This is a genomic window from Flavobacterium algoris, from assembly GCF_048158525.1.
GTDB classification, from domain to species: domain Bacteria; phylum Bacteroidota; class Bacteroidia; order Flavobacteriales; family Flavobacteriaceae; genus Flavobacterium; species Flavobacterium algoris.
On the sequence record NZ_JBLNKT010000016.1, the window covers coordinates 1 to 20,720 of the forward strand.

The window sequence follows — 20,720 nt, forward strand, 5'->3', positions numbered from 1 at the left end:
ATGAGGTTTAAAAACTGGCTGCATAATCGCTGATTTTGGTACTTAAAAATACGAAGAATCAAAGTAATAAACAAAAAAAACTGCCCGAAAATTACTTTTCGGACAGCCTCTTTTTGTGGGCGATGAGGGGTTCGAACCCCCGACCCCCTCGGTGTAAACGAGGTGCTCTGAACCAGCTGAGCTAATCGCCCTAATACAATTTGGTTACTTTCGTTTCCGTTATTGTGTGTGCAAATATACGCCGCTTTTCTTGATTTGCAAGTAAAAATGAAAAAAATTATAAAATTTCTGCTACAACAAATGTGCTTCCACCAATGTATATAAAATCAGATTTTCCCGCTTTTTCAATTGCTTTTTGATAAGCTTCTGAAACAGAATTGTATACTTCGCCTTTTAGGTCGAAAGTAGCTGCTTTTTGTTGTAGAATTGCAACATCAAGTCCGCGGGGAATGTTCGGTTTGCAGAAATAATAAGTAGCATTCTTTGGAAATAAAGGTAAAATTTCGTCCAAATCTTTGTCATTTACGACCCCTAAAACAATATGTAAAGCCTCAAAATCTTCTTTTTGTATTTGGTTCAAGACAATTTCCAGTCCGTTTTTGTTGTGTGCAGTGTCGCAAATAACTTTTGGGGATTCACCTAGTTGTTGCCATCTTCCTTGAAGTCCTGTGTTTTTTACAACCAGAAGCAAACCAGATTTGATATCTTCCTGGAAGACTTTAAATTCTTTTTGGGCATTCAAAACAGCAATTGTTTGTATCGCGGTTTTTTTATTATGCAGCTGATAATCGCCAATTAAATCAGAAGGATAGGTTTCTGTAATTGAATCGGAAGCAAAATAGATTTCGGAGTTGCATTCTTTGGCTTTCGCCAAAAAAACGGGCTTGGTTTCAGTAGTATATTCTCCAATCACTACGGGAATGTTTGGTTTTATAATTCCCGCTTTTTCAAAAGCAACAGCTTCAAGTGTGTTACCCAGAAATTGGGTATGATCTAATCCTATATTAGTAATAACTGATACGAGCGGCGTAATGACATTTGTGGCGTCTAATCTTCCGCCCATTCCAACTTCTATAACGGCGATGTCCACTTTTTCTTTTGCAAAATAATCAAAAGCCAGTCCAACAGTCATTTCGAAAAAACTCATGTCGTTTGTTTCAAAAAACGCTTTATGCTTATTTGTAAAATCAGTAACAAATGTTTCAGAAATTTCCATTCCATTAATTTTGATGCGCTCCCTGAAATCTTTTAAATGAGGCGAAGTATACAATCCCACTTTATAGCCTGCTTCCTGAAGTATGGAAGCTAGCATGTGCGAGGTAGAACCTTTTCCGTTGGTTCCGGCAACATGAATGCATTTTATTTTTTCTTGAGGATTGTCAAGATGATCTATTAGTAAATGCGTGTTGGTTAAATCTTTTTTATAGGCCGAAGCGCCCTGTAGTTGGTACATCGGTAGTTGGTTAAATAGCCAATTTATAGTTTCCTGGTAGTTCATTTTTTGAATAAAATAGTCGTTGTTTAAAATATTTTTCGATTTTTTTAGTTTAATAGTACATCGAAAAGTATCTTTATTGCAAAATTGAAATAATTTTTAGAATTAATGAGTAAAAATCAATAATAATATATGTTTAGTTTTATACAATTACAAGCCGACACTATTGCTAATGCTGCGTCAAACGTAGTAATCGAGAAAATTGCTCCAAATACTGAAATCTCTGTTTTGGAATTTATTTTAAAAGGAGGGTTCTTCTTAATCCCCATTTCAATCCTATTATTCTATACTTTTTATTTAATTATAGAACGTACGATGTACATTCATAAAGCATCGAAAATGGATCATCGATTGATGTCAGATGTCAGAGACAATCTAAATTCCGGTAATCTGGAATTGGCACGTTCGATAGCTGAAAGAAGCAATACGTCTTCCGGTAACATTATTAAAGAAGGAATTCTTGTTATTGGCAGACCTATTACGGAGATTGAATCCAATATGGATCGCGCTGCCGACATTGAAATTGGAGAAATGGAGAAACATTTAGGTCAATTAGGGCTTATCGCCGGTATTGCGCCTACATTAGGATTTATTGGAACTATTTCCGGAGTAATTAAAATATTTTATAGCATTTCAGTTACTGAAAACATTAGTATTGGTAATATTTCTGGAGGTTTGTACGAGAAAATGATCAGCAGTGGTTCTGGGTTATTGGTTGGAATTATTGCGTACAGTGCGTACCATTTATTAAACGGAAAAATTGATAATTTTGCTTTAAAAATTCAAAAACAGATACTGGAATTCGTAAATATTATTCAAAGATCGTAACATGTCTATAAAACGAAAAAGAAGATTTCATGCCGAAGTGGCTACTTCGTCATTAAGTGATATTATGTTTTTCTTGTTGTTGTTTTTCCTGATTATATCCACTTTGGCCAATCCAAATGTTATCAAAATGACATTGCCTAAAGCAAAAGCTAACGAGAAAACCAATAAGCAATACATCAGTTTGTCCGTTACAGAAGACAAGAAATTCTATATCGACAAACAACCGGTAGCATTTGAGGAGCTGGAAACAACTCTAATGGCTAAAATAAATAACGAAAAGGACCAAACCGTTGTGGTGAGAATCCCGTTTAATTTGCAAGTGCAGGATTTAGTTGATGTGTTGCAAATAGGAGTAAAGAACAATCTGAAGTTTGTGATTGCCACGAGTCCTAAATAAGCTTTATTACGAGGTTTTACGAAACAATTTTATTATTTGGGCGTGACCACAATAGAAAAAGGGGCTAATCAGCATAAAGTTGATTAGCCCCTTTTTTCTATTGTGGTCGGGCTATCCGCAGTACTTCGGTACTTGCTTCTATCCCTCACGCAAATCCCTAAATACATGAAATAAATAAGGAATGATTTGTGTCATTTCGACGAAGGTGAAATCATATCACGGCAGTAATTTCAATAGTGCTTTTTCTTGTTAATTCAAAAAAATGAACCGTTCCTACAGAACTCAACGCTAATTTTAAATCGTATTTCAACGGATTAAAATCCGTTGCTATAAAATGTGTCGTTCCTACGGAACTGTGATGAAAATTATGTTTTCGGTTTTGGATCTCTCTCCGTTGGATGGTGTGGTGTGAGAATTTTATGATTTGTTTACTCCAATAAAGTGACCTGTTTTCAAGAGCTATAGGCTCGATTCATTTTGTAGGGACGAATTTTAATTCGTCCAAAAATAATGATAGAGAGAAAAAGAGCCGTAGGCTCGGTCAATATTAATATCATTTTAGCATAGCGTTTATAGCATAAAAAATGCCTCAATATAATTTTTTTGAGGCATTTTTATATAAATCTGCGTAGATTAGTTTAATCCGGATTATCTGTGCCTAATGTTTTTTAATTCAAATTGAAATTGTAAACGATTTTCCCGACTTGTTTTTCCGGGGCATCGCTGCTGGCATCCCATTTAGTATTCATCGCTGCGATTCTGGCTTGGTCTAATAAACATCGCGCTGTATTCGTTGTTCCTTTTATACCGGCAATAGCATTTGTAGTTCGTCCATTTCTATCCACAGAAACTTCTACAACAACTTTTCCTTCTTCGTTACAGGTGTATTTTGGTGCTGGTTTCGAAACTGCTTTTCTGTTTCCCAGCGAGTAACCAGTACCGCCGCCGGAACCACTACCGTTTCCTCCGCCGCTACCAGAGCCGTATCCGCTTCCAGTTCCTATTCCGGTTCCTGTGCCATTTCCGCCGCCTGTTCCACCACCAGAACCTCCAGTTCCATAATAGCCATTAGAACTCAAACTTCCGTTTGATTTTCCTTTATTTCCGGCTGCTTTGTCGTCGCCATCACCGCCTTTGTTGGAACCTTTCAGAATGCTGGATAGTGCATCATTTGTATTGTTGGAAACTTTAGGTTTTACAACCACCGGTTTAGGTTCTTCTTTTACAACAGTTATTGGTTTTTTAGGTTTTTCTTTTTGAGGAATGACAACACTTTCTTCGGTGCTGTTTTCCTGAGATAAGATAGCTTCTTGAGGTATTGTTTTTGTTGGTGTTTGTTTGGTTTGATTTTTTACTTGCAGTACTTCGCTTTTATAATTCGCTCCAGAACCTAAATCGCTGTCTCCGAAATTCACGGTAACGCCACCACCTCCGCCACCTCCGGCAAGTTCAGCCAAGTTTGCAGGTGGCCAAAAGCGTATGAAAAATAAAATTAACAACATTGTCGCATACAAAAGAATGGATATGGCTAAGGATTTCTTTTGGTCTGATGAAATGGTGGAACTCATTTGTATTTTAAATTTAAAAAAGTGTATTATTAAAAAACGTTGAAAAGTACTAAAAATTGTCAAGAGTAAAAAGCTACTGAGGGAATATAAATAAGATTGCTTTTATTTAAAATTGAAAATAAGAAAAAGGGATTAAATAGATTTTGAATAATCTACTTAATCCCAATTCCAATATAGTTTTAAGAATGCTATTTTTTAAGTAAGCTGTTTCAATGCAATTTCAAAGGCAGTTGCACTAATATTTGTTTTGCTTGGATTCAAATCGTGTGCTTTTTCAATTGCCTTTTTAATGGTTTCTGATGTGTCTTGAAAGATGGCTTCATCCGTCATTTGTACTTTCTTTTCCATGAAATAAGCAAAAACGCGTGCCATTCCGCAATTAGAAATAAAATCAGGAATTAAACTCACTTTATGATCTACATCTTCCATAATTGGACCGAAAAATATTTCCTTGTCGGCAAAAGGAACATTAGCGCCACATGAAATTACTTCAAGACCATTGGCAATCAAGCTGTCAATTTGAGATTGGGTCACTAATCTCGAAGCTGCGCAAGGAGTGAATATTTCAGCACCGATTGTCCAGATTTTTTGATTGATTTCTTCAAAAGGAATCATGTTTTGGGTAACCAGTTTGTTTCCGTCTTTAGCAAGAAATAATGCTTTTATTTCTTCGAAAGTAAAACCTTCTTCGTTTATCAGTCCACCATCCCGATCAATAATACCGATAATTTTTGCTCCCATTTCGGCCAGATAAAAGGCTGCAGCCGAACCTACATTTCCAAAACCTTGAACAATGGCCTTCTTGCCTTTTACATCTCCGCCATAAATAGTATAATAATTACGAACTGCTTCAGCAACACCAAAACCGGTAATCATGTCTGCAATGGTATATTTTCGAGAAACATCAGGTGAGAATTTTGGATTCTCAATTACTTTAACCACACCTTGACGCAATTGACCAATTCTATTGATTTTATCCGCTTCAGTAGGTTTGAAATGGCCATTAAAAACGCCTTCTTGCGGATGCCAAACGCCACATTCTTCCGTCATGGGAATTACCTCATGAATTTCATCCACATTCAAATCGCCTCCGGTTCCGTAATAACTTTTCAATAAAGGAGAAACCGCTTTGTACCAGCGTTGTAAAACACCTTTTTTTCTTGGGTCATTTGGGTCAAAATTAATTCCGGATTTAGCACCGCCAATAGCAGGTCCTGAAACCGAAAATTTCACTTCCATTGTTTTTGCCAAAGACAAAACTTCATTCATATCCAATCCTTTTCTCATGCGAGTTCCACCGCCAGCAGCGCCACCACGCAACGAATTAATTACAGTCCAGCCTTCGGCTTCGGTTTCAGCATCTTTCCAATGGAAAACTATCTCAGGTTCTTTGTTTTCGAATTTCTTTAATAAATCTTTCATTTATTGCGATATGTTTAATTTTTACAAATATAAAAAATAGAATAATGCGAATTATGTATTTTTAATATTATTTTGAGTAATAAACATTTCCAGAGCTGTGATCCATTTTAGCACCGGTAACACTGCTTAAAACATTGATTTCTTCGCGTAATTTTAATACGCCAAGCAGCGCAAAAATCAACGCTTCCTTGAATTCCAGGATTTTGGCTGACGGAATTATGATTTCCATTTCCAGTAAATAGGATTGAATACGTTCGATAAGAAAATCATTGTAAGCACCACCGCCAGTTATATAAAGACTTCCGTTTTTATTTGGCAAAGCCAAAGCAATTTGTAGCGCTACATGTTCAGTAAACGTGCATAATTTGTTTTCAATAGTAATTTCGAAACTTTCGATTAAAGGGAGAACAGTTTCTTTTACAAATTCAAAACCCAGTGATTTAGGATATTTTTTTTGATAAAAATCCAAAGCATTTAATTCCTGTAGCAAATTAGTGTCGATTTTTCCAGTTCTAGAAATGGTGCCTTTATCATCATAATCCAATCCCAATTGATTGGCGTAAAAATTCAAAACGGTATTTACCGGTGAAATATCAAAGGCAATTCGTTGTTTGTTTTGTTCAAAAGATACATTCGAAAAGCCACCTAAATTCATGCAATAATCGTATTCAGGAAATAATATTCGGTCGCCAATAGGAACCAAAGGAGCGCCTTGACCGCCAAGTTGTAAATCTTGTACTCTAAAGTCGCAGACTACCGTTTGGTGAATTAAAGTCGCAATTTCAGGTAAATTACCAATTTGAAGCGTAAACCCATTCTGTGGTTGGTGTAAAATAGTATGGCCATGTGAACAAACGGCGTCCAGATTTTCGATTTTATATTTTTCGATAAAAAGGGCAATAATCGAAGCGAGAAGTTGGGTGTAATCCTGATTTAGTTTTTCGAGCTGTACTTTGGAGTAATCCACTGCAGATTTTAGACTTAGTATCCAGCTTGGATTATAGGCAATAGTTTCGCTTTCAAGAATTTTGAAAGTCCATTTATTGTTCTTTACACTAAATTGAATATGTGCTAAATCGACTCCGTCAAGCGAAGTTCCTGACATTACTCCGATAACGTTATAGTAATCTTCCTTCATTGAATAAAATTCTAAATCAAAATTAGTAATTTCATAATAAAAAAGTATCTTTGGATGCTTTTTTTAAATAAAAAGTAATTTAATTGAAGCAAATCAAAACAATCGTCAATTTTAAAACGAAAAGTAAAATATATAAAAATTTTTCTTAAGCTGTAAATTTAAGGATTGTAATTGAGTAATTTTACTTTTATTTGTAGAGTTGAAATTTTAATAAAATAAACAATATATAGTTATGGATTTTAATTTAACCGAAGAGCAGTTAATGATTCAGCAAGCAGCTAAAGATTTTGCTCAAAACGAATTATTGCCAGGTGTTATTGAAAGAGACGAATTCTCTAAATTTCCAACGGAACAGGTGAAAAAAATGGCGGAGCTTGGTTTTTTAGGAATGATGGTTGACCCTAAATATGGCGGTTCTGGATTGGACAGCGTTTCTTATGTTTTGGCGATTACCGAAATTGCTAAAGTAGATGCGTCTTCAGCAGTTGTAATGTCTGTAAATAACTCTTTGGTTTGTGCAGGTTTAGAAAAGTATTGCAATGAAGAACAAAAAATGAAATATTTAGTTCCTCTTGCCAAAGGAGATGTAATTGGCGCTTTTTGTTTGTCTGAGCCTGAAGCAGGTTCTGATGCGACTTCACAAAAAACAACTGCAATCGATAAGGGAGATTATTACTTGTTGAATGGAACTAAGAACTGGATTACTAATGGATCTTCAGCATCAACCTATATTGTAATTGCTCAAACGGATGTTGAAAAAGGACATAAAGGAATTAATGCATTTATAGTTGAAAAAGGCTGGGCAGGTTTTGATATTGGTCCAAAAGAGAAAAAAATGGGAATTCGTGGTTCAGATACCCATTCTTTGATGTTTAATGATGTTAAAGTGCCAAAGGAAAACCGAATCGGAGCAGATGGATTTGGATTTAATTTTGCGATGAGCGTACTAAACGGCGGAAGGATAGGAATTGCTTCTCAAGCTTTGGGAATTGCTACTGGTGCTTATGAGTTGGCCTTAAAATATTCACAGGAACGTAAAGCTTTTGGAAAAGAAATTTTCAAACATCAGGCAATTGCTTTTAAATTAGCCGATATGGCAACTCAAATTATGGCTGCCAGAATGTTGTGTTTCAAAGCGGCTTCTGAAAAAGATTTAGGAATGGATATTTCGCAATCTGGAGCAATGGCTAAGTTATTTGCTTCGCAAACTGCTATGGATACGACTATTGAAGCAGTTCAAATTCATGGTGGAAATGGCTATGTTGCAGAGTATCATGTAGAACGTATGATGCGTGATGCCAAAATCACTCAAATATACGAGGGAACTTCTGAAATTCAACGTATTGTGATTTCAAGAACATTGGTTTCATAAATAAAATTGTACTAAATTTTCATACCCTTTCAAGTTTTGATTTGAAAGGGTTTTGTTTTTTAAGTCATTTTTTTAATACATTTACTGAAAGAATTACTTACATGTATGAAGATTTAAAATATTGGTATTTGCGCGATCACAAACTGTTTCGAACATTGAGTTTTGGACAAATCAAACAATTGTGCATTATTACCGGTTTTAAAAAAGCGAAAAAAGGCGAAATTATTTATTTTTCTTCTTCAGATGTGCCAAGGATTTTTCTGCTGAAAAAAGGGAATATTAAAATTGTAGCAGTTGATGAAGAAGGAAATGAGACGATAAAAGATATTATTCAAAAAGGGGATTTATTCGGGGAACTGACTTTAGAAACCGATGATCAAACGAATGAATATGCAAAAGTGCTTTCTGAAGACGTGGCTATTTGTAGCTTTCTAATGGCCGACTTCGAAGATCTATTGTTACGAAATCCAAGTTTGGCACTTTCTTATACCAAATTTGTGGGTTTGAAAATGAAACGCATCAAGAACAGTTATTCTAATTTGATTTCTAAAGATGCAAAAACCAGATTGTTTCAGTTTCTAAAAGATTGGGCTGAAAAAGAAGGCAAAAGAGTGGATAATAAAGTGGTGATTGAAAATTATTTGACACAAAATGACATTGCGCAGATTATTTGTACTTCAAGACAAACTGCGACTCAATTGCTCAATGAAATGGAAACTAACGGAACACTGATTTATAACCGAAAAGAAATCGTTATTTCGGATATTTCAAAACTGTAGTTTCAATTATTTCGTACGTATTGTAAACTAGCTGACAATTGGCTTTTTTGATTCTAAATATCTTTGTTTAAGAAATAAACGAAGTCTCATTTAAATTAAAATACAATGAAATCCAAAATTCACGAACATCAAAAAAATAGTTTTAAACTTGTAAGTAAAAAACAGATTCTATATCTATTCGTTATTTTTATTTCGCTGACAACAATTGCACAAACCGAAAATAGTCGGTTAACTTATTTCAATTTAGAACATAAAGTTGCCTTACAAGGGTACGATCCTGTAGCTTATTTTAAACAAGGGAAAGCCGTAAAGGGAAAAAAAGAACTAACGGCAACTTACGAAGGCGTATCATATAATTTTTCAATGCCTGTAAATAGAGAGTATTTCTTAAAAAATCCTTCGCGATATGAACCGCAATTTGGAGGTTGGTGCGCTTATGCAATGGGGGATTCCGGCGAAAAAGTGGAGATTAACCCACAAACTTTTAAGATTGTTGACGAAAAATTATATTTGTTTTATAACGCTTATTTCAATAATACACTGAAAAGTTGGAATAAAGACCAAGTTAATTTAAAGTCAAAAGCAGAGAGTAATTGGAAAAAAACAATCAAATAAAACAGTAATCATGAAAACGACTATTTTATCTTGGATTTTACGTATTGCGGTTGCGGTAATTTTGTCACAAACCTTATATTTTAAATTTACTGGAGCCGAGGAAAGTATTTATATTTTTACTGCTTTGGGAGTGGAACCTTACGGAAGAATTGGTACGGGAATTTTAGAATTGATTACTGTGATTCTAATTTTAATGCCTAGAACTACAATATATGGTGCATTGCTAGGTTCCGGAATAATGGTTGGTGCCATTCTTTCACATCTGTTTGTGCTGGGAATTGAAGTCGAGGATGATGGAGGTACGCTATTTGCGTTGGCAAACATAACCTTATTTAGTTGTCTTACTTTAATTTTTTTAAATAGAGATAAATTGCCAAATTTGTTAAAATTGAAACTATAATATGCTGATACCTTCTATTACAAATAGTCTAAATGAATTGATTGATTTGCTCAATCAATTATCGAAAAAGGATTACTCAAATCCATGTGTTGAATTGAGTAATGCTAGTATTGGCGAACATACAAGACATATTATCGAAATGTTTCAATGCCTCGAAAATCAATACGATTTAGGGATTGTGAATTATGATAAAAGAGAGCGTAATGTATTAATTCAAACAGATATGAATTATGCGATTCATCATATTTTAGAAATTAAAAATAATCTTGAAAAAGAGAATAAAAATATTGATTTGCAACAAGTGATTGACGGTGAAGAAATTCGAATTCAAAGTAATTATTATAGAGAATTGCTTTATAATTTAGAGCATTGTATTCATCATCAAGCGCTAATAAAAGTGGCTATTTTAAAATGTGAAAATATCACTGTCGATGAGAATTTTGGAGTTGCCCGTTCTACAATTGAATACAGGAATCAATGTGCACAGTAAGTTTTGTCCATGTCAATGATACAATTATCATTACCTCAAATCGAGATGAAAAAATAATTAGACCCTCAGCAATACCGCCCAGAGATTATACCATAAACGGTAAGAATGTCATTTTTCCAAAAGATCCAAAAGCTGGCGGAACTTGGTTTGTTGTCGATGCAAATGGGACTGTTTTGGTTTTATTAAATGGCGCTGAGGAAAAACACAAAGTAGTGCTTCCTTACAGGAAAAGTCGCGGTTTAATTGTACTAGATATTATTAGCAGCGTATCACCGAAGGATTTTTGGGATGAAATTGATTTGGAAAATATAGCACCTTTTACATTGGTTTTATTTCAAAATAAAGCACTGTTTCAATTGCGATGGAATGGGAATCAGAAAGGAATGACTCTTTTAGATAGTCATAAAAATCATATTTGGTCGTCGTCAACGTTGTATCCAGCTGTAATTAGGGAGAAGCGTACCAATTGGTTTTATACTTTTTTAGATGCAAATACAGAAATATCAGAAACAGAGATGCTTCATTTTCATCGCTATACCGAAGAGAAAAATCAGGAAAACGGATTGGTTATCAATCGAAATGACGAAATGAAAACCTTGAGTATTACCCAATCTGTAATCGAAAAAAATAAAGTCGCTATATTGCATTGCGATTTGATTGCACAAAAAGAGTATAAGACCTCATTTATCACTATTTAAAATTTTCTCAATTGAAATTACTTTTTCATAAGATTACGCATTGGGAATATTGGCCTTTTCAGATTGTTTATATTCCAATTTATTTTCTTTGGGTATTTTATTCGCTCAAAGCAAAATCGATTTTTTTCTTTAACGCGGCTAATCCAACGATAAAAAACGGAGGATTTATGATGGAGTCTAAAAAAGCCATCTACGATTTGATTCCACAGCGGTATTATCCAAAAACGGAACTCATAAAAGAAGGAACTACACTGGAAGAAATTTTAAAAACAATCGAATTTTCAGAGATAAAATATCCATTGATTGCAAAACCAGATATTGGTTTGCGCGGTTCCGGAGTCAAGAAAATAGATGCTGTTGCCGACTTAAAAAAATATGCTGAAAGGGCAAATTTTGATTTTGTAGTGCAAGATTTAATTCCTTTCGAAAATGAAGTTGGCATTTTTTATGTACGCTATCCACACGAGAAAATGGGTAAAATAACAGGAATAGTTTCGAAGGAATTTCTAATAATCACTGGAGATGGAATAGCAACTGTTGAACAATTAATCAAGAAAAATCTGCGTTACGAATTGCAACTTAAAGCATTGCGGCAAGAATACGGTAAGAAATTATTGGAGGTTTTGCCAAAAGGAGAAAAACTAAATTTAGTGCCTTATGGGAATCATGCCCGTGGTGCAAAATTTATTGACGGAAGTCATTGGATAACCCCAAAATTAAATGAAAGCATTAATGAAATGTGTTTGCAAATTCCGGGTTTTTATTTTGGAAGATTGGACGTCATGTATACTACTTTGGAAGATTTGGAACAAGGGAAAAAATGTGCTATTGTTGAGTTGAATGGAGCGGCAAGTGAACCTACGCATATTTATGATCCAAAACATTCGTTGCTATTTGCGTGGAAAGAACTTGCCCGCCATATTACGTATATGTATGAAATAAGTGTTGAAAATCATAAAGCCGGAAATCCGTATTTGACCTACAAGGAAGGGATGAAAGAATATCGTTTGCATTTGGAACAAAGCAATAGAATAGTAAATTTCTAATAAAATGAAAGTTATGAAAAATATTCTTGTTGGTTTCTTGGTGAGTTTCATAGGCTCAGTTCCACTGGGATATTTAAATATTATTGGGTTCGAAATTTATTCTGAATTAGGAATTAAGAGCTTGATTTTTTATTTATTGGGCGTTATTTCGGTTGAGGTTTTTGTGATTTACTTGACGTTGATTTTTGCAAATCAATTGGTAAACAATAAAAAACTGATGAAAATCATCGATTTTTTTGCGGTCTTCTTTTTGCTGTTTCTGGGCTATTCTTTTTATGCGCATTCGAATCATACCGTAGCAAATCATAACGATTTAGAAAAATTTATAAAGTATTCGCCTTTTCTTATCGGTTTTTTTTTGAATGGGATCAATTTTCTTCAAGTGCCATTCTGGACGGGATGGAACCTCTATTTGATAAATGGGAATTATATTGCTATCGAAAAAAGACTGAAGTATTATTACGTTTTTGGGACTTTGGTTGGGACTTTTTTTGGAATGTTGGCTTTGGTAAACATTCTAAATTTGTTTTCTCAAAACACGGCGAGTTTCGCAAGATATATAGTACCAGTAATTATTCCGCTATTTTTTGTAGTTTTAGCTTTTATTCAGATGTATACTGTCTACAAAAAGTATTATAAGAAATAAGATTTTGATTTTATCAATTAAAATAAGATTGCTCCTTTTAACCAAAGAATTATTAACTATGAAAAACACATTTTTACTTCTTACGTTCGTTCTATTCGGATGTGTACGAAATTCTCTCATCACGGCGCAAGCTACAAACGATACGCGATTAAAATTAATAGAAACGGAATATAAAGTCAAAGAAAGTGATGTTGCTGAAACATTGAAATACTTGACTTCGGACGACTTGGAAGGCAGAGAAACCGGGACAAAAGGGATGGTAAAAGCGGCAGATTATTTGGAACAGTTTTTCAAAGACAATAACATCAAACCTTATTTTTCCAGTTATCGCGATACGTTGTCTAATTTCAAAACGCCCGCTTTTAATATCGTCGGTTATGTTGAAGGAAACGATCCTGCACTAAAAAATGAATTCGTTATTATTAGCGGACATTATGACCATATTGGAATTGATAAAAAAGGAGTAAATGGAGATTTTATAAATAATGGAGCCAATGATGATGCTTCGGGAACAACTGCAGTTGCTGAAATGGCTAAATATTTCAGTAGTGTTAAAAACAATAAGAGAAGTATTCTTTTTGTGTTCTTTGCCGGTGAAGAAAAGGGATTGTTAGGCTCTAAACATTTAGCCAAAAAACTGAAAGCGCAAAATTTTAATTTATACGCGCAATTCAATATTGAGATGATTGGAGTGCCAATGAAAAGAAATTATTTAGCGTATATTACCGGTTTTGATAAATCAAATATGGCGGGTAAAATCAATGAATATACAGGAAAAAATACGATTGGTTTTTTACCAAAAGAAGCCGAATATCAATTGTTTTACAGATCAGATAATTATTCTTTTTACAACGTTTTCAAGGTTCCTTGCCAATCGGTAAGTACTTTTGATTTTGAAAATTTCGAATTCTACCATCATGTTTCGGATGAATTCAAAGTCATGAATTTACCTCACATGACTTCGTTTATTCAGGAATTATTACCTGCCGTCACGCAAATGGCCAATACACCAACACATGAAATTCACATGAATTAACGAATAGAAACCGGCTGATTCATATCGTAAGCTAAAATAAAATAGTTGTTATTGTTGAATTGAAAATCGCCAATAATAGTCCAGTTCAGTTTTTCGGTATGTGCTTTTGTCGATGGAATATTAGTTTTGTTGATAAAGGTCAACGCCAATGGATATTTTTTAACAACGTGTTTTCGCATGAATTCGAAAAGAGGCGTTATCAATCCTTTTCCTCTGTATTTTTTATCGATACAAATAGGTCCATATTGAAAACTATTGGTTGTGGTAGCATCAAAATCTAAAAATTTAAGATCAGGTAATAGCGTGATCATGTAGTTGAATATAGGCCATTGATTGAAAAAATCCCAGCTTCCAGAAAAGATGTAAGAAATCGTTTTGTTATTGTCTTTGGCTAAAAATAATCCTTCTTGTGTTATTACTTCTGTTAATTGGGGAATTGTAAACGGTGTGGTAACAAAACCAAACTCTTTTTCCTCTTCGGATAAATTAGAGACAAGATATAATTCTTGTAAGGCTAATACTCCATCAATATCACTCAATTTTGCTACTTCAAATTGTATGTTTTCTATCATTTTATGCGAATTCAAATCGTATTTTGTTTCGGCAAAATTAAGCAAAATTATAGAAAACCTTAATTTTATATTCAAAACAATACCTACAGCTAAAATGATGTTTTTTTAGTGTTTTTGTTTATTTTTGCTACATGAAAAATATTATTATTACAGGAACGAGCAGAGGTATAGGATATGAGTTGGCATTGCAATTTGCTAAAGCTGGACATCAGGTTCTGGCTATTTCCAGAAAAATTCCTCAGGCTTTATTAGGGAATGAAAATATCACGTGTCTTTCGGTTGATTTGTCTAATGAATCTGAATTGGAAAAAGTTAAAGATTTTCTTTCTAAATCTTGGAAACAAATTGATGCTGTCGTTCATAATGCAGGAAGTTTATTGTTGAAACCCTTTTCAGAAACGTCCCAAGAAGACTTTGAAAATATCTATAAAGTCAATGTTTTTGGAGTTGCTAACTTGACACGAATTTGTTTGCCTTATTTACAAAAAGGAAGCCACGTCGTAACGATAAGTTCTATGGGAGGAATTCAGGGAAGTTTAAAATTTGCCGGACTTGCAGCTTACAGTTCGAGTAAAGGTGCTGTTATTACACTGTCAGAGTTATTAGCAGAGGAATATAAAGAGCGGGGCATTGCTTTCAATGTTTTGGCATTAGGTTCGGTTCAAACAGAAATGTTGGCAGAGGCTTTTCCAGGCTATCAAGCGCCAATTACGGCAAATGAAATGGCAGATTATATTTTTAATTTTACGTTGAGTGGAAATAAATATTTCAATGGAAAAGTGTTGCAAGTATCTTCTACAAATCCGTAAGAGTTATAAATTATTAGTTATGAATTATGAGTGAAAGTATTGTAAAAACAAAGAGTTTTGAGTTAGCAATTAGAGGTATGAATTTTTACAAATACTTGGTCGCTGAAAAGAAAGAATATATTATGAGTAAACAATTTTTGCGTTCAGTTACTTCTGTTGGAGCAAATGTTCGTGAAGCGGTAAATGCGCAAAGCAAGCCTGATTTTATTCATAAGTTGTCAATTGCTCAGAAAGAATGTGATGAATCTCTTTATTGGTTAGAGCTTTTAAAAGAAACCAATTATATTTCCGAGATAGAATTTGAATCAATTTACAAATAGAATAATGAAGTTTTGAAAATTATACGAAGTATTATAATAACCTCAAAGAAAAACTCATAACTTATAATTCTTAACTCATAACTATTTTGAGCGAAACACTTTCAAGATACATACCGGAACACGCCGTAAAGCCAGTCTTTGAACTCATTGTGGACAATCAGGTGCACCTTAAGATTGTAAACGAGCGTCAAACACGTCATGGCGATTATCGAAAAGGTTTGAATGGGAAGCATGAAATCACGGTAAATTCAAACCTGAATAAATACAAATTTTTGATTACGCTGATTCATGAAATTTCGCATTTAGTTGCCTTTGAAAAATTCGGAAGACATATTAAACCGCATGGAAACGAGTGGAAGTATTCATTTCAGCGGTTGATGATTCCATACATTCGCCCGGAGATTTTTCCAAATCATTTATTACCGTTGTTGGCGAGACATTTCAAAAACCCAACTGCCAGTAGCGATACCGATGCCACTTTAGCATTAGCTTTGAAACAATTTGACCAACAAAATGATAAAAACTATGTATTCGAAATTCCTTATGGCAGTGTTTTTCGAATCCAAAACGGAAAGATTTTTAAGAAAATAGCTATTAGAACCAAACGTTTTGAATGCCTTGAAATAAGTTCTGGCAAAACGTATTTATTCAATCCTAATGCAGAAGTAGAGTTATTGAAAACCAGTTGATTTTTTTTAAAGAAATTACTCTTTCAAATACGCTTCTCGTACTTTTTTGAATAAATTTGAAGAATAAACAAAGTCAACTACGGCTTGATTATCAGTCCTAAAAATGTCTTCTTTAGTTCCTTCCCAAGCTTTGACACCATCTTTTAGGAATAAAATTTTCTCTCCAATTTCCATCACTGAGTTCATATCATGCGTGTTTATAACAGTAGTGATGTTGTATTCTTCCGTGATTTCTTTAATAAGATTATCTATTAATATAGCTGTATTTGGGTCTAATCCAGAGTTAGGTTCATCACAAAATAAATATTTGGGATTGTTCACAATTGCACGGGCAATAGCGACACGTTTTTGCATTCCTCCTGAAATTTCCGATGGTAATTTTTTATGGGCATCAGTAAGGTTGACTCTTTTTAGGACAAAGTCAACACGCTGTTGGATTTTTGCTCTATTGTCTTTGGTGAACATTTTTAATGGGAAGCCTACATTTTCAGCTACAGTCATAGAATCAAATAAGGCGCTACCTTGAAAGACCATTCCTATTTCAGTTCGTAGTTCACGTTTTTCATCAGCATTAAAATCGCAATATACTCTTCCGTCAAATGATATGGTTCCAGATTCTGGTTGATGAATTCCTAGAAGACTTTTTAGCAAAACAGTTTTACCGGATCCACTTTGTCCTATAATTAAATTTGTTTTTCCAGTTTCAAAAACAGTCGATACGCCTTTAAGAATTTTAATATCGCCAAATGATTTTTCTACGTTTTTTACTTCTATCATTACGTTAAGAGTAATTGTGTTAAAATATAATTCATCAAAATAATGGTCACTGATGTCCATACAAAGGATACCGTACTGGCTTTTCCTACCTCTAGTGCTCCACCTTTCATATAGTATCCGTGAAATGATGGGATTGTTGCTAAAAGCAAAGCAAAGATGAAGGTTTTTATAAAAGCATAGGCAATATGAAAAGGAATAAATTCTCTTTGAATTCCATCAACAAAGTCAACGCTGCTTCCAAAACCACCATATACACTAGCTATATAACCACCTAAAATACCAAGAAACATAGCAATCCCAATAAGAAACGGATATAGTAATAATGCCATTAGTTTAGGAAAAACTAGATAATTTAATGAATTTACTCCCATAACTTCAAGGGCATCGATTTGTTCCGTTACTCTCATGGTACCAATACTTGAGGTAATAAACGAACCCATTTTTCCTGCCATAACGACGGAAATAAAAGTAGGCGCAAACTCTAAAATAATAGATTGTCGAGTCGCAAAACCAATAAGATATTTAGGAATCAAAGGGTTTGTCAAATTCAGTGCAGTCTGTATAGCAACAACACCTCCTACGAAAAAAGAAATGAAAGCTACAATTCCAAGAGAGCCAATAATTAAATCATCAATTTCTTTAAAAATTAGATTTTTCATCACAGACCATTTCGTCTGTTTATTGAAAATTTCTTTCAGCATTAGGAAGTATCTTCCTATTTGAGATATATAGCGAATGAGCATCATAGTTTTGCGATTATGGGCTAAATTAAGGATTAGTTAGCAGTTTATACTTTGCCGTTATACTTTTTTGATTGCTGAAGCTAAAAAAGCTTTTCTTTCATTTTCTTTAAACGGTACTTTCTAATGAATTTTGCTTGTTCTGCTGTTACTAATAAAGGAGTTTTAGCCGCTTTGGCTTTCCAAAAACCTTTGATGTAATCTAAAAAAAGGAAAGGCTTTTTCTTCATCATTGCCAGTTTTGCTGAAGCAATCGAGGTGATTAAAAATCCGTAGCCTAAAGTGTAAAATGCTTCGCCTTGTTTGTATCGGGCTGTTTTGTTATAATTAGCTCCAGTTGGTTTTAGGTGTTTTACAATTAATGAGGGATCAGTAACTACTTTCCATCCGTAAAATTTTGACAATAATTCATCGACGGTATCCCAACCCATAGCAGGTTTTAAATTGCCTATTTGTTGAAAACATGCTTTTCTGTAGGCTTTAAAAGCGCCACGAATATGGTCTTTATCGGTTAAATTTTCCAGAATCCATTCGCCGTTTTTTTCGATGTAGGCAAAACCGCCAGCCATTCCTATTGTTGTATCTTTTTCGAAAATATTTAAAACAGTTTCAAAATAGTTGTCCGGTAGAATTAAGTCGGCATCCAGTTTTACGATAACGTCGTAATCTTCATCTAATGTTTCAAAACCTTTGTGAAAAGCCTGAATGACTTTACTTCCTGGAAGATGTATGGCACTTGAAGTTTTGTTTACCAAAGTGATAAACGGATTTTCTTTGGCGAAAGCTGTTACAATTTCGGCAGTTTTATCAGTGGAATTATCATTGACTACGACTACTTTTTTTGGTGAAACGGTTTGCGAAATCAAAGATTCCAAAGTTAAAGCAATAAATGCTTCTTCGTTATGAGCCGGAATAACAATGTAATAATTCATTATTTTATTTTTTCAGCGTAAACAATATAATACCTGTTGGTGAATTTTCTCAATAAGGGACGAAGACCAAATTTCTTTACTGGATTGGTCCATTTTTTTCTGTCGATTATTTTCCAACCTGTTTTTTCCAACAGCCAGTCCAATTGCCAATCTTCGAATTCATGGTAATGCCTGTCCCACATATCGGTTTTACTGCGATATGCCGGTGAAAACCACAAACGCATTGGGATAGATATAAAAAGCTTATCTGATTTTATTTCTTTTAAAATGGTAAACGGATTGAGTAAATGTTCAAAGATTTCGAAAGCGGTGACCACATCCTGTATTTCATTTGAAAGTACAGTTTGGTCAGTGTCTAAGTCTTCTCCTGTTGTGTTTTTAAGAGCAAATCCTTCCGATTTCATGATTTTAGAAAAAGGGTTTTCTACGCCTAAATCTAATATGGTTTCATCCTTGGAGATGTGTTTTTTTAGAAATTCTAAAGTGTGTTTGAATCTTTTATTGGGAAACGTTTTTTCGTACATGTTTTTTTGATTTTGCCGCAAGGGCACGAAGCCACAAATATAGTAATAAATGTGTTTTTGGACATTGTTTTTTAGCCCGGATGGAAATGAAAATCCCGGAGCTTCAAAATGTAGTTTTTCAAGGTGCAAAAAGCGACTAAAAGAAGCTTTCTTGCACCTTAGAAAAACAAGTTTTGTAGTGAGGAATTGTAATGTACAGCCGGATTAGCTCCTGATTGCCAAATTCCTTATTGATTAATATCGGTAAACAAACGCATTGATATTCATTCCTGCTCCAACGGATGCAAAGATAAGAATATCGCCTTTTTGTATGGATTGGTTTTCTATTTCTCCTCGAATTAAAAGGTCATAAAGCGTAGGAACGGTTGCGACACTGCTGTTTCCAAGTTCATGAATGCTCATGGGCATGATGTCTTTTGGTACGGGTCTGTCGTGTAATTTGTAAAAACGTTGGATTATCGCTTCGTCCATTTTTTCATTGGCTTGATGGATAAGGATTTTTTTTACGTCGTCAATGCCTATTCCGCTTTTGTCTAAACAACTTTTCATTGCAGCCGGAACTTGGCTTAGTGCAAATTCGTATATTTTTCGGCCATACATTTTTATGTAACGAATGTCTGGGTCTAAATCAGGATTGTATGATTTTCCAAAAAACAAATAATTGGCTTCATCATTCGCATACGTAGCGCTTTCGTAGGCTAACATTCCTGTTTCATCATCAGAAGCTTCGATGATAGAAGCGCCTGCACCATCAGAATAAATCATAGAATCCCTGTCATGAGCATCGACTACTCTCGAAAGGGTTTCGGCGCCAATTACCAGACAGCATTTTGCCATTCCTGATTTGATGAATGCATTAGCCTGCATAACGCCCTCTATCCAGCCTGGACATCCAAAAAGGATATCATAAGCGACACATTTTGGGTTCTTTATTTGTAGCTTGTGTTTTACTCGGGTGGCCAAACTGGGAATCATATCCGATTGTGTCGTGCCGTATTTTACTTCGCCAAAATTGTGTGCGAAGATGATATAATCTATAGTCTCCGGGTCAATACCAGCATTTTCGATTGCTTTTTGAGATGCAAAAAAAGCTAGATCAGATGAGGTGTGCTGATCTTCAGCATAACGCCTGTGTTCAATTCCGGTTATTCCTTTAAATTTATTAATGACAACTTCGTTAGGATAACCAAAGGCGGTTCCATCTTCGTTTAAAAAAACATGTTCGCCAAAGTCTGTATTGCTTACTTTTTTCTCAGGAATATAACTTCCTATTCCAGCTATTTTTATTTTCATCGGGTTGTTTTCCAAAAATTCAGGCTAATTTAATCATTAAAAAATTAGTACAGCCACAATATTTATTATGCATGCATATAATTATGAAATACTTATTTATTGGCAAAAATATTGATTATTTTATTACGAATTGC

General features: G+C 34.3%; 24 protein-coding genes and 1 tRNA gene. 14 read left to right on the forward strand and 11 right to left on the reverse strand.

Translation table 11 applies throughout. The features are described from left to right. Positions 1 to 116: 116 nt before the first annotated feature. Positions 117 to 191 (reverse strand) — tRNA-Val (locus ACM55I_RS09615). Positions 192 to 277: 86 nt separating this feature from the next. After that, positions 278 to 1,498 (reverse strand): bifunctional folylpolyglutamate synthase/dihydrofolate synthase, encoded by a 1,221-nt coding sequence (locus ACM55I_RS09620; protein WP_416846568.1) that lies wholly within the window; start codon positions 1,496 to 1,498, stop codon positions 278 to 280. A 129-nt stretch (positions 1,499 to 1,627) separates the two neighbouring features. Here ACM55I_RS09620 and ACM55I_RS09625 point away from each other — a divergent pair, with 129 nt between their 5' ends. After that, entirely contained in the window at positions 1,628 to 2,323 is a 696-nt protein-coding gene (locus ACM55I_RS09625; RefSeq protein ID WP_416846569.1) for a MotA/TolQ/ExbB proton channel family protein, read from the forward strand. Between the two features lies 1 nt (position 2,324). Further along, entirely contained in the window at positions 2,325 to 2,720 is a 396-nt protein-coding gene (locus ACM55I_RS09630) for an ExbD/TolR family protein (RefSeq protein WP_416846570.1), read from the forward strand. A 668-nt stretch (positions 2,721 to 3,388) separates the two neighbouring features. On the opposite strand, the gene ACM55I_RS09635 is transcribed toward ACM55I_RS09630, so the two are convergent. The 3 genes from ACM55I_RS09635 to ACM55I_RS09645 form a co-directional block, all read right to left on the reverse strand. Then, positions 3,389 to 4,288: an energy transducer TonB family protein gene (locus ACM55I_RS09635; RefSeq protein ID WP_416846571.1), complete on the reverse strand. Its 900-nt coding sequence runs from the start codon at positions 4,286 to 4,288 to the stop codon at positions 3,389 to 3,391. A gap of 195 nt (positions 4,289 to 4,483) precedes the next feature. Next, complete coding sequence (locus tag ACM55I_RS09640) at positions 4,484 to 5,710, reverse strand: Glu/Leu/Phe/Val dehydrogenase dimerization domain-containing protein (protein ID WP_416846572.1); 1,227 nt, start codon at positions 5,708 to 5,710, stop codon at positions 4,484 to 4,486. A 67-nt stretch (positions 5,711 to 5,777) separates the two neighbouring features. Further along, complete coding sequence (locus ACM55I_RS09645; RefSeq protein WP_416846573.1) at positions 5,778 to 6,848, reverse strand: anhydro-N-acetylmuramic acid kinase; 1,071 nt, start codon at positions 6,846 to 6,848, stop codon at positions 5,778 to 5,780. 232 nt (positions 6,849 to 7,080) lie between these two features. Here ACM55I_RS09645 and ACM55I_RS09650 point away from each other — a divergent pair, with 232 nt between their 5' ends. From ACM55I_RS09650 to ACM55I_RS09690, 9 genes are all read left to right on the forward strand, one after another. Beyond that, positions 7,081 to 8,220 (forward strand): acyl-CoA dehydrogenase family protein, encoded by a 1,140-nt coding sequence (locus tag ACM55I_RS09650; protein WP_039110266.1) that lies wholly within the window; start codon positions 7,081 to 7,083, stop codon positions 8,218 to 8,220. A gap of 101 nt (positions 8,221 to 8,321) precedes the next feature. Further along, positions 8,322 to 8,999 carry a Crp/Fnr family transcriptional regulator gene (locus ACM55I_RS09655; protein WP_416846575.1) on the forward strand — a complete coding sequence of 226 codons (678 nt, stop codon included), beginning with the start codon at positions 8,322 to 8,324 and terminating at the stop codon, positions 8,997 to 8,999. A gap of 105 nt (positions 9,000 to 9,104) precedes the next feature. Continuing rightward, complete coding sequence (locus ACM55I_RS09660; protein WP_416846576.1) at positions 9,105 to 9,614, forward strand: YHS domain-containing (seleno)protein; 510 nt, start codon at positions 9,105 to 9,107, stop codon at positions 9,612 to 9,614. A 10-nt stretch (positions 9,615 to 9,624) separates the two neighbouring features. Next, the gene (locus ACM55I_RS09665; protein ID WP_416846577.1) at positions 9,625 to 10,014 is read left to right on the forward strand and encodes a DoxX family protein; all 390 of its coding nucleotides are present in this window, start codon (positions 9,625 to 9,627) and stop codon (positions 10,012 to 10,014) included. 1 nt (position 10,015) lies between these two features. After that, positions 10,016 to 10,504 (forward strand): DinB family protein, encoded by a 489-nt coding sequence (locus tag ACM55I_RS09670; RefSeq protein WP_416846578.1) that lies wholly within the window; start codon positions 10,016 to 10,018, stop codon positions 10,502 to 10,504. Beyond that, entirely contained in the window at positions 10,492 to 11,202 is a 711-nt protein-coding gene (locus ACM55I_RS09675; protein WP_416846579.1) for an NRDE family protein, read from the forward strand. Before ACM55I_RS09670 ends, ACM55I_RS09675 begins: the two co-directional genes overlap by 13 nt. An 11-nt stretch (positions 11,203 to 11,213) precedes the next feature. After that, positions 11,214 to 12,248 carry an ATP-grasp domain-containing protein gene (locus ACM55I_RS09680; protein WP_416846580.1) on the forward strand — a complete coding sequence of 345 codons (1,035 nt, stop codon included), beginning with the start codon at positions 11,214 to 11,216 and terminating at the stop codon, positions 12,246 to 12,248. A 13-nt stretch (positions 12,249 to 12,261) separates the two neighbouring features. Next, on the forward strand, positions 12,262 to 12,894 hold the full coding sequence (locus ACM55I_RS09685) for a LysE family transporter (protein ID WP_416846581.1): 633 nt from the start codon (positions 12,262 to 12,264) through the stop codon (positions 12,892 to 12,894). A gap of 58 nt (positions 12,895 to 12,952) precedes the next feature. Then, on the forward strand, positions 12,953 to 13,930 hold the full coding sequence (locus ACM55I_RS09690) for a M28 family peptidase (RefSeq protein WP_416846582.1): 978 nt from the start codon (positions 12,953 to 12,955) through the stop codon (positions 13,928 to 13,930). Here the strand turns inward: ACM55I_RS09690 and ACM55I_RS09695 are convergent. Beyond that, on the reverse strand, positions 13,927 to 14,502 hold the full coding sequence (locus ACM55I_RS09695; protein ID WP_416846583.1) for a GNAT family acetyltransferase: 576 nt from the start codon (positions 14,500 to 14,502) through the stop codon (positions 13,927 to 13,929). The genes ACM55I_RS09690 and ACM55I_RS09695 overlap by 4 nt on opposite strands. Before the next feature lie 131 nt (positions 14,503 to 14,633). Here ACM55I_RS09695 and ACM55I_RS09700 point away from each other — a divergent pair, with 131 nt between their 5' ends. The 3 genes from ACM55I_RS09700 (at position 14,634) to ACM55I_RS09710 (ending at position 16,320) form a co-directional block, all read left to right on the forward strand. Next, positions 14,634 to 15,311 (forward strand): SDR family NAD(P)-dependent oxidoreductase, encoded by a 678-nt coding sequence (locus tag ACM55I_RS09700; RefSeq protein WP_416846584.1) that lies wholly within the window; start codon positions 14,634 to 14,636, stop codon positions 15,309 to 15,311. A 26-nt stretch (positions 15,312 to 15,337) separates the two neighbouring features. Then, the gene (locus tag ACM55I_RS09705) at positions 15,338 to 15,631 is read left to right on the forward strand and encodes a four helix bundle protein (RefSeq protein ID WP_416846585.1); all 294 of its coding nucleotides are present in this window, start codon (positions 15,338 to 15,340) and stop codon (positions 15,629 to 15,631) included. A gap of 86 nt (positions 15,632 to 15,717) precedes the next feature. Continuing rightward, positions 15,718 to 16,320, forward strand: coding sequence for a SprT-like domain-containing protein (locus ACM55I_RS09710; RefSeq protein ID WP_416846586.1), 603 nt, complete (start codon positions 15,718 to 15,720; stop codon positions 16,318 to 16,320). A gap of 15 nt (positions 16,321 to 16,335) precedes the next feature. Here ACM55I_RS09710 and ACM55I_RS09715 read toward each other — a convergent pair whose 3' ends face one another. The 5 genes from ACM55I_RS09715 to ACM55I_RS09735 form a co-directional block, all read right to left on the reverse strand. Beyond that, complete coding sequence (locus ACM55I_RS09715; RefSeq protein WP_416846587.1) at positions 16,336 to 17,097, reverse strand: ABC transporter ATP-binding protein; 762 nt, start codon at positions 17,095 to 17,097, stop codon at positions 16,336 to 16,338. After that, entirely contained in the window at positions 17,097 to 17,843 is a 747-nt protein-coding gene (locus ACM55I_RS09720) for an MlaE family ABC transporter permease (RefSeq protein ID WP_039110255.1), read from the reverse strand. Before ACM55I_RS09720 ends, ACM55I_RS09715 begins: the two co-directional genes overlap by 1 nt. A gap of 77 nt (positions 17,844 to 17,920) precedes the next feature. Continuing rightward, complete coding sequence (locus ACM55I_RS09725; RefSeq protein WP_416846588.1) at positions 17,921 to 18,769, reverse strand: glycosyltransferase family 2 protein; 849 nt, start codon at positions 18,767 to 18,769, stop codon at positions 17,921 to 17,923. Next, positions 18,769 to 19,293: a methyltransferase gene (locus ACM55I_RS09730; protein ID WP_416846589.1), complete on the reverse strand. Its 525-nt coding sequence runs from the start codon at positions 19,291 to 19,293 to the stop codon at positions 18,769 to 18,771. The genes ACM55I_RS09725 and ACM55I_RS09730 overlap by 1 nt, the downstream gene beginning before the upstream one ends. Positions 19,294 to 19,527: 234 nt before the next feature. Continuing rightward, on the reverse strand, positions 19,528 to 20,586 hold the full coding sequence (locus ACM55I_RS09735) for a 3-oxoacyl-ACP synthase III family protein (RefSeq protein WP_416846590.1): 1,059 nt from the start codon (positions 20,584 to 20,586) through the stop codon (positions 19,528 to 19,530). Positions 20,587 to 20,720 lie beyond the last annotated feature (134 nt).